Raw genomic sequence first — 12,910 nt, forward strand, 5'->3', positions numbered from 1 at the left:
TCAGCGCTATGAGACGAGGCTTGGGATGGATCGCGGGCCTCTGGCTGGCCGTTTTGACAGGGCCGGTTCTGGCCGCTGACCTTGCTTTGGTGCTTGATGCGCGCAGCAGTAGCGAAAGGCGCTCTGCGGTGGCCTTTGATCTTGAGGCGGCCCTGACGGAGGCCGGGTTTGACGTGCTTGCCCCGGATGGTGGCAATATGGGCGCGATGCGCGCGGCGGCCCTTGGCATCGAGGCGGATATCGCGGGCGGAGAGGTCGAGCGCTTGCTGATCCTCGCAACCGGGCCAATGGCCGGGGATGGTCAGGACAGCTGGCTTTTGCCCGCCGGAACCGGATCGGTTAGCCGCCTTGGGATTGGCGCCGCCGGTCTGTCACTCAATGCGCTGTCGGCAATTGCGGCGGGGGTGGATGGCCCTGCGGTGATCCTGCTTGCTCCGACTGAAAATCTTAAGGTGGCCTCGGGCCTTACGGCCGGTCTTGCCGGTTTGACCGAGGCCGAAGGCGTGACCTATGCCAGCGGTCCATTTGGCGGGCTGATCGGCGTTCTGCGCGACGGGTTGCTTGTGCCCGACACCAGCTTTGCCGAGGTGGCGCGCGCCGCGCCGCGTGGCGTCAACCTCTCGGGGGATCTCTCTGAGGACACCGGGCTGATGGGCGCGGGGCCTGCGATGGTCAGCGAGGCCGCTCTCGCAGAGGCCCGCGAGGATGGGTTTTGGCAGGGGGTTCAGGCGGTTGAAACCGCCGACGCCTATGACGCTTATGTCCGCGCCTATCCCGCCGGGCGCTATCTTTCAAAGGCGCGCGAGCGTATCGACTGGCTGCGTGATGCGCCGGAACGCGCGGCGCGCGACGGCGAGGCGGCGCTCAAGCTCAATCGCGAGGCGCGGCGTGAAATTCAGCGAAACCTGTCGCTTTTGGGGTTCGATCCGCGCGGTATCGACGGTCTTTTCGGGCGTGGCACCCGCGCTGCGGTCACCGGCTGGCAACGTGCAAACGGCCTTAACCCGTCTGGCTATCTTGACGCCGACACCCTCGCGCAATTGCGCCAGCAGGCGACCGCGCGTGCCCGCGAAATCGAAGAAGAGGCCCGCCAACGTCAGATCGAGGAAGACCGCCGCGACCGCGCTTATTGGCGCAACACCGGGCGCAACGGCGACGAGGCGGGCTTGCGCGCCTATCTTGGCCGCTATCCCGACGGCGCGTTTTCCAACGTCGCCCGCGCGCGGCTTGACGAGTTTGAACAGGAACGGCGCGCCGAAACCGATCGTCAGGAACGCGAGGCCTGGGATGGCGCGCGCACCGCCGACACCCGCGAGGCCTATGATGCCTTCCTGCGCCGCTATCCCGAGAGCGGCTTTGCCGATGCCGCGCGCGACCGGATCAGAGCCCTGCAAGAGGCCGTGAGCAATGCCGACGCAATTGAAGCGGCCCGCAATGAAGAGCGCCAGTTTACCGGCGCAAAAGTCGCCCGCGTTTTGATCGAACGACGGCTTGAGCAACTCGGCGCCAAACCCGGCCCTGCAGATGGCCAGTTCACCGAAGAAACCCGCCAGGCGATCCGCCGCTTTCAGCGTCACCGCCAATTGCCGGTCACCGGTTACATTTCACGCGCGACGATGGTGCAACTCATGGGCGGGCGCTGATCCCTGGGCGCCTAGAGCGTGTCGCATGCATTCGAATTCACGCGACATGCTCTAACGTATTGAGTGCGCATGTTCGAGAAGCTCAAAGCCGGTTCCCACTTTTGAGCAACATGCTCTAGAACCGGTTCGCGCTATAGGGCGCAAGGTCGATATTGGGGCGTTTGCCGCTGATCAGGTCGGCGACGATGCGCCCGGTCTTGGGCCCTGCGGTCAGGCCGACATGCTGATGGCCAAAGGCCGCATGCACGCCGGTCTGGCCAATTTCACCAATCAGCGGAAGGCTATCGGGCGTCGAGGGGCGAAAGCCCATCCATTCTTCGACCCCCTCATGGCGCATCTCGGGAAAGGCGCGCGCGACCCCGCGCCGGATAAGATCAAGCGGCGCGCGGGATGGCCCCGCCGTGATCCCGCCCAGTTCCACCGTCCCCGCACAGCGCAGCCCATGCACCATCGGGTTCACCGCAAACTTGCCGCTGGCGATCATCATAGGGTTGTTGGGCATCTGGCTTGGCCCGGTAAAATGCAGGTGATAGCCGCGCTCGGCCTCAAGCGGCACCTTGAGGCCAAGTTTCTGCATCAAAGGCTTGGACCAGATCCCGGCGGCCAGAACCGCGTGATCGCAGGGCATGGCGCCGCGATTGGTCTCAAGCGCGGTGATGCGGCCATTTTCCAGGGTGATATCTTGCACCTCGGCCTGTTGATAGGTGCCGCCCTCTTCCTGAAGCACAAGCGCCAGATCGGCCATATAGGCGCCGGGGTTAAGGATATGCCCATGGCTCTTGAGCGTCGCCAGACATTTGATCGCGGGCCCGAGGATCGGCTCGGCCTCTTGCACGGCGCCACCTGTCAGAACCTCGGGCACATAGCCCGCCTCGCGCTTGAGCGCCCAGGAATAAGCATCGGCGTCAAACGCCTTGCGGGTCTCATAGGCATAGCTGAAATCGCTGGCGGTGACCCATTTTGCGGCGCGGGTGCCACGGGTCAGGGCGATGTGCTGATCAAGGCTGTCGCCGACAATCGGCAGGATTCCGGCCACCATGCGACGGGTGTCGCTGTCATTGGCATTGGCGGCGAATTTCATCAGCCAGGGCAAAAGGCGCGGGAAATACGACCATTGCACGAACAGCGGCGAGCGCGGGTTCACGATATACTTGAGGCCCGTGCTGATAAGGCCGGGGGTGTTGACCGGCACGATCGCCCATTGCGCCAACAGACCCGCATTGCCGAAAGACGCCCCCGCACCGGGCGCGTCCTTGTCGACAAGCGTCACCTCATGCCCGGCGCGGCGCAGCCAAATGGCGGAACTCAGCCCGCAAATGCCGGCGCCGATGACGATGATCTTCTGTGGGGTGCTCATGAGGGTGCCCGCCTGGCAAATGCAATCCGTGCCACCTAACCGGAGGATGGGCCGTGCGGCAAGTGGGCTGTTGCCGGTGCGTGCAAAAGAAAACCCCGCCGAAAAGGCGGGGCTGATATCGTCCACCAAAAAAGGTGGGTGCAGGCTTAGCCCTGGCGGGCTTTGAACCGGGGCTGCGTCTTGTTGATAACATAGACGCGGCCTTTGCGGCGCACGACACGGCAGTCGCGATGCCGATTCTTAAGCGAGCGGAGTGAATTACGAACCTTCATGGTCGTCTCCTCAGTTGTCGCGGCGCGGGCCAGCGCCTTGGTTACGGGCGTTCTGCGGGCTGCAGAACAGTGAATTCATGGTGGGCGATACAAGGTTCGAACTTGTGACCCCTTCGATGTCAACGAAGTGCTCTACCACTGAGCTAATCGCCCATGAATACCAACTTGGCCCCACACCCCCCAACAAAAGGGGCGCGGGAGTCCGCGCCGGTTCGCTGGTCTATAAAAGGAGTCGGAAGGGGGATCAAGGGCTTTTAGAACCTCAATTTCACTCTATTATAGGTTTCACAAGGAGAGGTCATGCCAAAGGTCGCCTATCACCTGACATATCCCGAGCGGCGCACCACCTCTGTGGTGTTCGCCTCGCCCCATAGCGGGCGCGAATATCCATGGACTTTCCTGCGTCGCACCACGCTTAACGAGCATTCCGTCCGCTCCTCCGAGGATGCCTTTGTCGATCAGTTGTTCGAAAGCGTGCCAGAGGTCGGCGCCCCCTTCATCAAGGCCGGCGCGCCGCGCGCCTATGTCGATCTCAACCGAAGCGAGGACGAGCTTGACCCGGCCCTGATCGAAGGCGTGAGCAAGGTCGGCCACAATCCGCGCGTGGCCTCTGGGCTTGGGGTGATCCCGCGCGTCGTGGCCAATGGTCAGGCGATCTATTCCGGCAAACTGTCGATGGCCGAGGCCAAGCGCCGGATCGACACCTATTGGCGGCCCTATCACACCGCGCTTGCCGGGCAGCTCGATCAGGCGTTCGAGATGTTCGGACAGGCGATTCTCGTCGATTGCCACTCGATGCCGCACGAGGCGATGGACGCGGTGGCACGCCGCGGTGTGCGCCGCCCCGAGGTTGTGCTCGGCGACCGTTTCGGCGCCGCCGCCAGCAGCGACATCGTCGACCGGATCGAGGCCGCCTTTCAGCGCACCGGCCTGGTGGTGACGCGCAACACCCCCTTTGCCGGGGCCTATATCACCCAGGCCTATGGCCGCCCCACGCGGGGCCGCCACGCCATCCAGATCGAGATTGATCGCGCGCTTTACATGAACGAAGGGCTGATCCGCCCGAATGGCAATTTCGAGGCCTTCCGCACCCTGTTGCGCGGTGTGATTCGCGAGATTGCCGATATTGGCCGCCCCCTGGCCAGGCCGTTGGCGGCCGAATAGCCCCCAAAAGCCTGTTGTCAGAGCGCTGTGACCTTCTTCTTGGTCCAAATACTCATTCCGCCCTCTGGGTCCATGATCCGGCTTAGATGGTAGATGCCAATGCCTTTGGCCGCACCTCTCAGCGCAGCGCGCGGCCCTTGAGAATCGCATCCGCGCCAAATTTCTGACGAATCAGATCGGTGGCCTTTTCCGCCTTGCCGCGCTGCACCGCCTGCGGATCAAGCAGATCGCCAGAGCGATCCGCGCCTGCCTCTGGTCCAAGCTCCGAAAGGCCCACCCCGATCAGCCGATAAGCGGCCCCTTTGGGCAGGTGATCCATCAAACCGCGCGCCGAGCGATAGAGCGTATCGGCAAGCTGGGTCGCATCGCGCAGGGCCTGCCTGCGGGTGATCAGCGAATGATCACTGCGCTTGAGCTTGAGGGTCACGACCCGCCCGGCGATCTCTTTGGCCTTGGCGCGATCCGCCACCTTTTCCGACAATCGCCACAAATGCCCGTCAAGGATATCGGCGTCCTTGGTATCCTCGAAAAATGTGGTCTCGTTCGAGATGGATTTCACCGGCTCATGCGCCGAGACCCGGCGCGCATCGCGCCCGCGCGCCAGATACCAGAGCCGCCCGCCCATGGCCCCGAATCGGGCCGTCAGGTCTTCTCGCTCCCAGCGGAGCAAATCGGCAAAGGTGCGAATGCCCGCCGCATTGAGCGCGGTGCGCGTGCTCTGCCCGACTCCCCAGATAAGGCTGACGGGTTTGTCGCGCAGAAAGGCATCGGTTTCGCCCGCGCCAATCACCGAAAACCCCTGTGGCTTGTCGAGGTCCGAGGCGATCTTGGCAAGAAACTTGTTATGGCTAAGTCCGATTGATCCGGTCAGGCCAAGCTCGCTGCGCATCTGGCGCACCAACCCTGCCAGCATCACGGCGGGCGGCGCGCCATGAAGCCGCTCTGTGCCGGTGAGATCAAGAAACGCCTCATCCAGCGACAAAGGCTCGATTGCGGGGGTCAGCGCCTGCATCATCGCGCGGATCTGGCGCGAGACATCGGCATAGACCTGCATGCGCGGCTTGATCACCACCGCCTCGGGGCAGAGTTTCAGCGCCTGAAACATCGGCATCGCCGAGCGCACGCCGCGAATCCGCGCGATGTAACAGGCGGTCGAGACCACCCCGCGCCGACCCCCGCCGATGATAAGCGGCTTGTCCGCCAGCTCCGGATTGTCGCGCTTTTCGACGCTGGCATAAAACGCGTCGCAATCCATATGGGCGATGGAAAGTTGAAACAGCTCGTCATGCGCAATCACCCGCGGGCTGCCGCAGGTGGGACAGCGCGCGCCAGTGTCGAATCGGTCAAGGCAATCGCGGCAAAGGCTTGGCATGATGGGGCCATATTACCCCAATGCCCGCGCTCCGCCAGCCGCCCGGTGGTCCCTAGCCGACATAGGTTTGCCGCAGGGTTTCGCCGCGGCGCTCGACAAAGATCGCGCTCAGCCCCTGATCGCTGGCCAGAATCGCGGCCTTGTCCTTGCCCATCACCATGAATGCGGTGGCCCAGGCGTCGGCGTCCATGCAGGTATCGGCCAGCACCGTGACCGAGGCCGCCGCCCCCAGCACCGGGCCGCCGCGCGCCGGGTCCATCGTATGCGACAGGCGCTGCGTGCCAAGATCGACCCAATGGCGATAATCGCCGGAGGTGGCGACGGCGCTGTCGCGCAGCTCAAGCATCGAGAGCGGCGCGCGCACCTTGTAGTCGGGCTTTTCAAGCGCGACGGTCCAGGGCGTGCCCTCGGGGCGTTGACCGATGGCGCGCAACTCGCCGTCAAGCCCGACAAGCGCATGTTCGATGCCAAAGCGCGCCAGCACGGCAACCATCTGATCGACGCCAAAGCCCTTGGCGATGCCCGAGAGGTCAAGCATGACCGGGGCCCATTTGCAAAACCGCTGCGCCTTTTGGTCAAGCTCAATCACCTGATGGGCGCGAAAGCGCGGTTGGTTCAGGGCGCGGCGCATCGCCTCGGTGTCATGCTCCTGCGCGCCAAATCCCCAGGCGGTGACCGCGTCGCCCATGGCGATCTCGAACGCGCCACCCGACAGCCGCCCAATCTCAAGCGCGCGGCTAAGCACCACCATCAACTCGCCCGGTACCGCAAGCCATTCCCCAACCGGCGCGCGGTTCAGGCGCATGAGATTGCTGTCGGGTTTCCTGGTCGACATCTGCTGATCGACCACCGCGACGCTTTCGGCCAATGCCGCCTCGATTTCCGTCGGATCAACCGTGTCAGGGGCATGAAATTGCGCCGACCAGCGGGTGCCCATCGTCGGCCCGCTCAGGGTGTGGCGGGTCAATTTAGTAAGTGTCTTCAACATAATGTCCTTCAGCTTTCAAAAGGGCCGGCGTCAATCCGGTGGGGGCAAGGATGTCGGCAAGGGCCTCGGCCACGCCGGCGGCCATATCGCGACCACCGCAGACCAGAACCTGCGCGCCGTCATTGATCAGCCGGGCAATCCGGGCGGCGTCATTGCGCAGGGCGTCCTGCACGTAGCTGCGCGTTTCGGTGCGCGAGAACGCCGTGGTTACCGAGGCAAGCCGACCGTCGCCCTGCCAATCCTGCATTTCCTCGCCGTAAAACAGGTCGCTGTCGGGGTGACGCGCGCCGAAATAAAGGTGCATCTCGCGCCCCGGCCGGTTGGAGCGGGCAAAGCCGGCCAGCGGCCCGATCCCGGTGCCCGCGCCGATCAGGATCACCGGCTTGGCATTCGCCTGCGGGCGGAAATCGGGATTGGGGCGCAGGAACCCCTGCATGCTGTCACCGGGTTTGAGCGCCAAAAGCTGCCCCGAGCACAGCCCGCCGGGATGACGGCTGACGCAGATTTCGACAAAACCGTCCGCCTGCCCCGAGGCCAGTGAATAAAACCGCGGCACGCTCGCGCCTTCGGGCACAATGCCCAACAGGTCACCGGCCGAGAACTTGCCAAAGCCACGCCCCATCAGCCGCGCGATGCGCCCGGTCTGGGGCAGGGCAAAGCGCAGGATCGCCGAAGGGGTCTGCATGTCAGAGCCGTAATCGCGGCGCGACACAAGCGTAAGCGCCTGGCATTGCGGGATCATCGGGCTGTGCGAGAGTTCAAGCGGATGGCCGAGCGCCTCGCCAAGGGCATGGCCCCAGCGGGCGAATTCCTGAGGCGATTGGCGATCAATCGTGCCCATCGGTAGTAGCGAGGTCCAGCCTTTTTGGTCCGCCAGCCGCGCCACCTCGGCGCCGTAAGCGCAGAAGTGCGGGAATTGTCGGTCGCCAAAGCCAAGCACGGCGAGCGACATGACGGGAGCCTGCGGCAGGGCCGCAAGGCGATCAAGAAACCCCTTGGCCGAGGTCGGCGCCGTACCATCGCCATAAGTGGCGGCCAGCACGATCACCTGCGCGGCGCGCGTGTAACGCTCGGGGCGAAAGCCCGACATCGCGCCGGTATGAACTTTGTGCCCGGCCTCTTGCAGCGCGCGGTGAAGCGTCGCGGCAAAGCCCCAGGTGCTGCCGCCTTCGCTGCCGACAAGCACGATGGTATCGGCCTGACCGGCGGGGGTGTTGCCCTTGATCCGGGGCCGCGCGCGGCGCGATTGCAGCCAGATCATCGCCCCGGTCACCGCCATGAACGGCGCGCCAAGCGCCATCAGGCCAAGGATCACCCCAAGCAGGGCCGCGCCTTGCCCGGTGTGCAGCATATAGATCGTCTCATTCACCCGCTGCCAGAGGCCCGCGTTGGCCCAGATCAGCACTTCGCCAGTGCCTTGGTCGATATAGCCTTCGCCGGTGTAGGTGATCAGGTGAAACACATCCGTCGGGTCGCCGGGATAGGGAAAGGTCAGCTCGCGCAGGGCACTTACGGGCGTGTCGCGCAGCAAGGCCATGGTGCCGGGGGCGGCGCCTGTCTGTTCGCTGACCACGCGCGGAAAGACCGGGGGATTTTCCGCCTCGGGGATCAGCTCAAAGGTGCTGGCAACCATGAAAAGCGCGGTCACCGACGACAGCAACAGCCCGACCACGGTAAAGCGCGCCACCTCGACATGAAGCCGCCCGGTCAAGGGGCCACGCAGGCGCGAAAAGAAATGCCGCCAGCCGCCCACACGCCGCGCCGTCAGCATCAGCCCCGACACCGACAGCGTCAAGAGAGAGACCGCGTCGGCGGCAACCGCCCACCGACCGGCATCATCCAGAAACAGCGAGCGGTGCAGATTGGTCATCCAGCGCGCAAAACCCGAGCGTTGATAGGGGCCGACACCGATGCCGGTTGCGGGATCAATCACCTCTGCGCCGGGTTGTCCGCCATCAAAGTAGAACGCGGTGATCTTGCCCGAGGGGGACCGCTTGATCTGTTCCACACCGGGATAGGTGATCGCGATCCGGTCGACCAGCGTCGCCACGCTCAGGCCTGCCTCGGGGCGGGACGGGACCTCTGCCACCACCTCCCATGCGGGCAGGACGGAAAGGACCGTGCCGCTCAGCGTGATCACGACGATCAGGATCGCCGCGATCAGACCGGGGACTTTATGCAGGATGCGCAACATGGCAGGGCCCTTTCGTCTTTTGGTTTACAGGCCGTAGGTGAAATCCTGGATGTAATGGCGACCGGCGACGGGTTTGTTCGCACCGGCACGTGTCAGCGGCACGACCACCTCGGACGGGCTGTCGCGAAAATCTTCGACGGCGGCGTCGATATGAAGCTCATAGCCCGCATCAAACAGCGCATCCGCCAGGTCGAGCGTGATCTTGAGCTGACGGCCCGCGCCGACGCTGGCGCCGGTGATGCCGCTGATCTCGGCGGTATTGCCGCCGGTTGCGCGATTCCAATCGCTCAGGTGCTTGTAATATTTCGCCTTGCCCCCGGCCATCCACAGGCTGCCTTTATAGACGCCCTTGGAGTCGGTGACATAAAGCGCAAGATAGGCGCCATCGCCGCCATAGTTGCTAAGGTTGGTGGTCAAGGTGACCGGCGCGGCCAGTGCCGGGGCAGAGAGCGCCGTGGTCAGGGCAAGTGTGGCGAGCAGGGTTTTCATGGTGTCGTCTCCTGGGTGTCTTTTGATTGGGCCTTGTGTGACGGGCCGGTCTGAAGCGCGGCTGACGGTTTGAAAGAAAACCCGTCAGCCGGCCGTCAGGTTCGCGGGATGCGCGGATTACTGTTTGACCACCGGCTTGCTTCCCGGTGTGAACAGGCCGTTGTCCGGCGGGGCGACGCTGCCCGCAGGGGCGGCGTTCTGGCGCGACTCGCCGTAATCGTCGTCGTCATCATCGTCGTCGTCTTCATATTCCATCTCGACGATGGCGAGCGTGCCGGGATCAACCTTGACCTCGATTTCGCGACCCTGGGCATCGCGCCCGTCGATCTCGTAACACCCATCGTCGGTCTTGATGCGGCGCACGCTCCAACCCTGGGCCTCGGCCATTGCCTTGACCGCCTCGCGCGGTTGCCAGTTGGACATCGCCACGTTGCAGTCGTCGTCATCGGCCAAAGCAACCCCTGCGGCGGCGATTCCGGCAAGGAATGTCGTTGCGATCAGATATTTTTTCATTTTCCCATCTCCTGAGATTGCTGGTGATGGGGCCTTATTGCGCGCTATGCTGACTTGAACCTGAAGCATGCCATTTTTCCGCGTCAGGTCCGCGTCAGGTTCGCGCGTGATAGAGAGCCCGACAAACGGAACGGAGCGGATACGAAAATGCGGGTGCTGCTGGTTGAGGATGATACGGTTTTGGGGGCGGCGGTGCGCGATCAGATCATGGCCGATGGCCATTCCACCGATTGGGCCAAGCGGCTTGATGAGGCAGGCGAATATCTTGATGTGGCCGATTATGACCTTATCCTGCTCGACATGATGCTGCCCGATGGGCGCGGCCAGCCGTTTTTGCGCGCATTGCGCGGGCAGGGGAACGTGACGCCGGTGATCATCCTGACCGCGCTTGATCAGATCAGCGACCGGATCAAGGGGTTGAACGCGGGGGCCGATGATTACATGGTCAAACCCTTCGATCTATCCGAGCTGTCGGCGCGGGTCGGGGCGGTGGCGCGGCGCTATTCCGGCAACCCCAATCCTCTGGTCACGCTTGGCGACCTCGAGATCGACCTTGCCGCCAGATCGGTGCGCCGCGCAGGCAAGCCGGTGTCCCTGACCGCGCGCGAATGGGTGCTGTTCGAGGGCTTCGTTCAGCGCCCCGGTCAGCTTTTGTCGAAGGCGCAGCTCGAAGAGCGGCTTTATTCCTTTGACACCGAGATCGAGAGCAACGCGATCGAGGTTCACGTCAGCCGGTTGCGCAAAAAGCTGGGTCGTGAGCGCATCGAAACGGTGCGTGGGCTTGGCTATCGGCTGGGCGCGGCATGAGGCTTCCGGGGTCTCTGCAAGGCAAGCTGGCGCTTGGGCTTGGGCTCGGGCTTACGATCTTGTGGCTGGCCACCGCCCTTGTCACCGCAACCCTGCTGCGCGGCGAGATGGACGAGGTGTTTGATTCCGCGCTTGAGGAAACCGCACAGCGCATTCTGCCGCTGGCGGTTCTGGATATCCTCAATCGCGACGAAGAAGGCGTCAGTCAGCGCATCGCAAGCCTGCGCCAGCATGAGGAATATTTCACCTATATCGTGCGTGACGATCAGGGGCGCATTCTGCTGCGCTCGCATGACGCCGATACGGCGGTTTTTCCGCCGTTTGAGACGGTGGGGTTTTCCCAATCCGCGACGCATCGGCTCTATTTTGACGCCGCTCTGCGCGGTACGATCACCATTGCCATCGCCGAGCCGCTGACCCACCGCGCCGAGGTAGCGCGCGAATCCCTGATGGCCTTGGCGCTGCCGCTCTTCGTGGTGATCCCGCTCAGCCTGATCGGGCTTTTTCTGATCCTGCGCCGCAGCCTTGGGCCGGTGCGCGACTTTAGCGGTGCCTTGTCAAGTCGCGGTGCCCGCGATCTGTCGCCTGTGGGTGACGATAACCTGCCGGATGAATTTCTGCCGATGGCCGATGCGGTGAACCAGCTTCTGGACCGCCTGCGCCGCACCCTTGAGGCCGAGCGCAGCTTTACCGCCAATGCCGCGCATGAATTGCGCACCCCGGTTGCCGCTGCCCTGGCCCAGACCCAGAGGCTCATGGCGGAAACCCCCGATGCAAACGTGGGCCAGCGGGCAGGCGAGATAGAGACCTCTCTCAAGCGGCTCAACCGGCTGTCGGAAAAGCTGATGCAGCTGGCGCGCGCCGAGGGCGGGCGTTTGCGCCGCGACACGGTATCTGATCTGCGCCCGGTGCTGCGCCTCGCGCTCAGCGATTTTGAACGGACCGCCGGAGCCGACCGGATCGTGGCCGAGATGCCCGACAGTCCGGTTCTGTCTGATATCGACCCGGATGCCTTTGCCATCATGGTGCGCAACCTTGTTGAAAACGCCCTGCGCCACGGCACGGGCGAGGCCCCGGTTGTCGTCAGGTTGACCCGCGAGGGCCTGTTTGGCGTGCTCAACGATGGCCCGGCCCTTGCGTCCGAAACCCTGCGCCGCCTGACCGCGCGCTTTGAGCGCGGCCAGAACACATCGGCGGACGGCAGCGGCCTTGGCCTGTCGATTGTTCAGGCCATCGCCGACGGCGCGCAGGCCCGGTTCAGCCTGCACTCTCCGGCGACCGGGCGGCCGGATGGGTTTGAAGCGCAGTTTCAGGTGCCTTTGGCAGAGGCGGCTGACTAACCATCCGATCCCGGCTGTTGGACTATTTTCATGGCAAAACTTCCATTGCCAACCGACCAGTCGGAATAGTCGTTTTCATGCATGAAGATGAAGACATCTTTCGGGCTGATCCGGGCATCCTTTGCAAGGGTGCTCGCAATGGCGGCGTAAAGCGCGGTTTTCATGGCGTCGCTGCGCCCGCGCCGCATGGTGATCTCGACCAACACAAGGCTGTCGGATCTCGAAATGCCATTGAAGGTCCGGCTATAGAAAAAATCCGCCGGATCATACTCCTGCACCAGATTGAAAAGCTCGTCGGCGGGCATGCCGATGCTGTCGACAAGGGCGGTATGAATGGCCATTGCGATTTTCTGTTTCAGGTCTGGTGAAGTGCCTGATTTCACGGCTGTGCGCACGATTGGCATGGGTGGCTCCTGTGTTGAATGCCCGGTTCTTCTAGCCCTCCCAGGTGATTGCGTGTAACGAGTTCTAAGCCCGCAGCCTGTGAGTTTTTCTCAATGAAGCCTCGATCCAGAATATCCTTGAATGCGCTGCGTACCTTCGAGGCCGTTGCGCGTCGCAAGAGCATGACAGCCGCCGCACAAGAGCTTTGCGTTACCGCCGGCGCGGTCAGCCGCCAGATTGCGGAGCTTCAGGCGGTGTTGAGTATCCACGCCGTGGAGCAAACCCTCCGACTTCCAGTCGGACCCGCTTCAGCGTGAAAGAATCGCTTTATGATCGTACCCTCAGAAAAATGAGCCGCAGCCGGGTCGGAGGCTCATTTTTCTGAGG

The 12,910-nt window shown here is 63.5% G+C and carries 13 protein-coding genes and 1 tRNA gene; 5 read left to right on the forward strand and 9 right to left on the reverse strand.

What is annotated here, in order from left to right; all coding sequences use genetic code 11:
* Positions 1-8 precede the first annotated feature (8 nt).
* On the forward strand, positions 9-1,643 hold the full coding sequence (locus tag ROG8370_RS16815) for a peptidoglycan-binding domain-containing protein (protein WP_085828329.1): 1,635 nt from the start codon (positions 9-11) through the stop codon (positions 1,641-1,643).
* Between the two features lie 115 nt (positions 1,644-1,758).
* Here ROG8370_RS16815 and ROG8370_RS16820 read toward each other — a convergent pair whose 3' ends face one another.
* From ROG8370_RS16820 to ROG8370_RS16830, 3 genes are all read right to left on the reverse strand, one after another.
* Positions 1,759-3,000 carry an NAD(P)/FAD-dependent oxidoreductase gene (locus ROG8370_RS16820; RefSeq protein ID WP_085828339.1) on the reverse strand — a complete coding sequence of 414 codons (1,242 nt, stop codon included), beginning with the start codon at positions 2,998-3,000 and terminating at the stop codon, positions 1,759-1,761.
* 146 nt (positions 3,001-3,146) lie between these two features.
* Complete coding sequence (gene ykgO / locus ROG8370_RS16825; protein ID WP_008282420.1) at positions 3,147-3,272, reverse strand: type B 50S ribosomal protein L36; 126 nt, start codon at positions 3,270-3,272, stop codon at positions 3,147-3,149.
* A gap of 78 nt (positions 3,273-3,350) precedes the next feature.
* Positions 3,351-3,425: transfer RNA gene (locus tag ROG8370_RS16830), tRNA-Val, on the reverse strand.
* Between the two features lie 147 nt (positions 3,426-3,572).
* Here ROG8370_RS16830 and ROG8370_RS16835 point away from each other — a divergent pair.
* On the forward strand, positions 3,573-4,436 hold the full coding sequence (locus ROG8370_RS16835; RefSeq protein ID WP_085828330.1) for an N-formylglutamate amidohydrolase: 864 nt from the start codon (positions 3,573-3,575) through the stop codon (positions 4,434-4,436).
* Positions 4,437-4,554: 118 nt separating this feature from the next.
* Here the strand turns inward: ROG8370_RS16835 and ROG8370_RS16840 are convergent, their stop codons facing one another.
* The 5 genes from ROG8370_RS16840 to ROG8370_RS16860 all read right to left on the reverse strand — a co-directional run bounded on the left by ROG8370_RS16840 (position 4,555) and on the right by ROG8370_RS16860 (position 9,992).
* Positions 4,555-5,808, reverse strand: coding sequence for a DNA polymerase IV (locus tag ROG8370_RS16840; RefSeq protein WP_085828331.1), 1,254 nt, complete (start codon positions 5,806-5,808; stop codon positions 4,555-4,557).
* A gap of 52 nt (positions 5,809-5,860) precedes the next feature.
* Positions 5,861-6,796, reverse strand: a complete 936-nt coding sequence (locus tag ROG8370_RS16845; protein ID WP_370738351.1) for an FAD:protein FMN transferase — start codon at positions 6,794-6,796, stop codon at positions 5,861-5,863.
* A complete protein-coding gene (locus tag ROG8370_RS16850; RefSeq protein ID WP_085828332.1) occupies positions 6,777-8,990 on the reverse strand; it encodes a PepSY domain-containing protein in 2,214 nt (737 codons plus the stop codon). Before ROG8370_RS16850 ends, ROG8370_RS16845 begins: the two co-directional genes overlap by 20 nt.
* Before the next feature lie 24 nt (positions 8,991-9,014).
* Entirely contained in the window at positions 9,015-9,479 is a 465-nt protein-coding gene (locus ROG8370_RS16855) for a DUF2271 domain-containing protein (RefSeq protein WP_085828333.1), read from the reverse strand.
* A 117-nt stretch (positions 9,480-9,596) separates the two neighbouring features.
* Positions 9,597-9,992, reverse strand: coding sequence for a PepSY domain-containing protein (locus ROG8370_RS16860; protein ID WP_085828334.1), 396 nt, complete (start codon positions 9,990-9,992; stop codon positions 9,597-9,599).
* Positions 9,993-10,139: 147 nt separating this feature from the next.
* On the opposite strand from ROG8370_RS16860, the gene ROG8370_RS16865 reads away from it, so the two are divergent.
* Together ROG8370_RS16865 and ROG8370_RS16870 are read left to right on the forward strand one after the other, a co-directional pair.
* Complete coding sequence (locus tag ROG8370_RS16865) at positions 10,140-10,799, forward strand: response regulator transcription factor (protein ID WP_085828340.1); 660 nt, start codon at positions 10,140-10,142, stop codon at positions 10,797-10,799.
* Positions 10,796-12,139: an ATP-binding protein gene (locus tag ROG8370_RS16870; RefSeq protein WP_085828335.1), complete on the forward strand. Its 1,344-nt coding sequence runs from the start codon at positions 10,796-10,798 to the stop codon at positions 12,137-12,139. The genes ROG8370_RS16865 and ROG8370_RS16870 overlap by 4 nt, the downstream gene beginning before the upstream one ends.
* Here the strand turns inward: ROG8370_RS16870 and ROG8370_RS16875 are convergent.
* Positions 12,136-12,543: a tautomerase family protein gene (locus tag ROG8370_RS16875; RefSeq protein WP_085828336.1), complete on the reverse strand. Its 408-nt coding sequence runs from the start codon at positions 12,541-12,543 to the stop codon at positions 12,136-12,138. The two genes, ROG8370_RS16870 and ROG8370_RS16875, sit on opposite strands and share 4 nt — an antisense overlap.
* Positions 12,544-12,636: 93 nt before the next feature.
* Between ROG8370_RS16875 and ROG8370_RS16880 the strand changes: the two genes are divergently transcribed.
* Positions 12,637-12,840, forward strand: a complete 204-nt coding sequence (locus tag ROG8370_RS16880; protein ID WP_085828337.1) for a LysR family transcriptional regulator — start codon at positions 12,637-12,639, stop codon at positions 12,838-12,840.
* Positions 12,841-12,910: the final 70 nt, after the last annotated feature.

The sequence above is a fragment of the Roseovarius gaetbuli genome (assembly GCF_900172365.1).
Lineage (GTDB): Bacteria > Pseudomonadota > Alphaproteobacteria > Rhodobacterales > Rhodobacteraceae > Roseovarius > Roseovarius gaetbuli.

What these genes read in the sequence shown, in the direction of transcription:
- ykgO (WP_008282420.1), bottom strand. Translation starts at nt 3,272, where the DNA reads ATGAAGGTTCGTAATTCACTCCGCTCGCTTAAGAATCGGCATCGCGAC.
- ROG8370_RS16875 (WP_085828336.1), bottom strand. Translation starts at nt 12,543, where the DNA reads ATGCCAATCGTGCGCACAGCCGTGAAATCAGGCACTTCACCAGACCTG.
- ROG8370_RS16840 (WP_085828331.1), bottom strand. Translation starts at nt 5,808, where the DNA reads ATGCCAAGCCTTTGCCGCGATTGCCTTGACCGATTCGACACTGGCGCG.
- ROG8370_RS16845 (WP_370738351.1), bottom strand. Translation starts at nt 6,796, where the DNA reads ATGTTGAAGACACTTACTAAATTGACCCGCCACACCCTGAGCGGGCCG.
- ROG8370_RS16835 (WP_085828330.1), top strand. Translation starts at nt 3,573, where the DNA reads ATGCCAAAGGTCGCCTATCACCTGACATATCCCGAGCGGCGCACCACC.
- ROG8370_RS16820 (WP_085828339.1), bottom strand. Translation starts at nt 3,000, where the DNA reads ATGAGCACCCCACAGAAGATCATCGTCATCGGCGCCGGCATTTGCGGG.
- ROG8370_RS16870 (WP_085828335.1), top strand. Translation starts at nt 10,796, where the DNA reads ATGAGGCTTCCGGGGTCTCTGCAAGGCAAGCTGGCGCTTGGGCTTGGG.
- ROG8370_RS16850 (WP_085828332.1), bottom strand. Translation starts at nt 8,990, where the DNA reads ATGTTGCGCATCCTGCATAAAGTCCCCGGTCTGATCGCGGCGATCCTG.
- ROG8370_RS16855 (WP_085828333.1), bottom strand. Translation starts at nt 9,479, where the DNA reads ATGAAAACCCTGCTCGCCACACTTGCCCTGACCACGGCGCTCTCTGCC.
- ROG8370_RS16880 (WP_085828337.1), top strand. Translation starts at nt 12,637, where the DNA reads ATGAAGCCTCGATCCAGAATATCCTTGAATGCGCTGCGTACCTTCGAG.
- ROG8370_RS16815 (WP_085828329.1), top strand. Translation starts at nt 9, where the DNA reads ATGAGACGAGGCTTGGGATGGATCGCGGGCCTCTGGCTGGCCGTTTTG.
- ROG8370_RS16865 (WP_085828340.1), top strand. Translation starts at nt 10,140, where the DNA reads ATGCGGGTGCTGCTGGTTGAGGATGATACGGTTTTGGGGGCGGCGGTG.
- ROG8370_RS16860 (WP_085828334.1), bottom strand. Translation starts at nt 9,992, where the DNA reads ATGAAAAAATATCTGATCGCAACGACATTCCTTGCCGGAATCGCCGCC.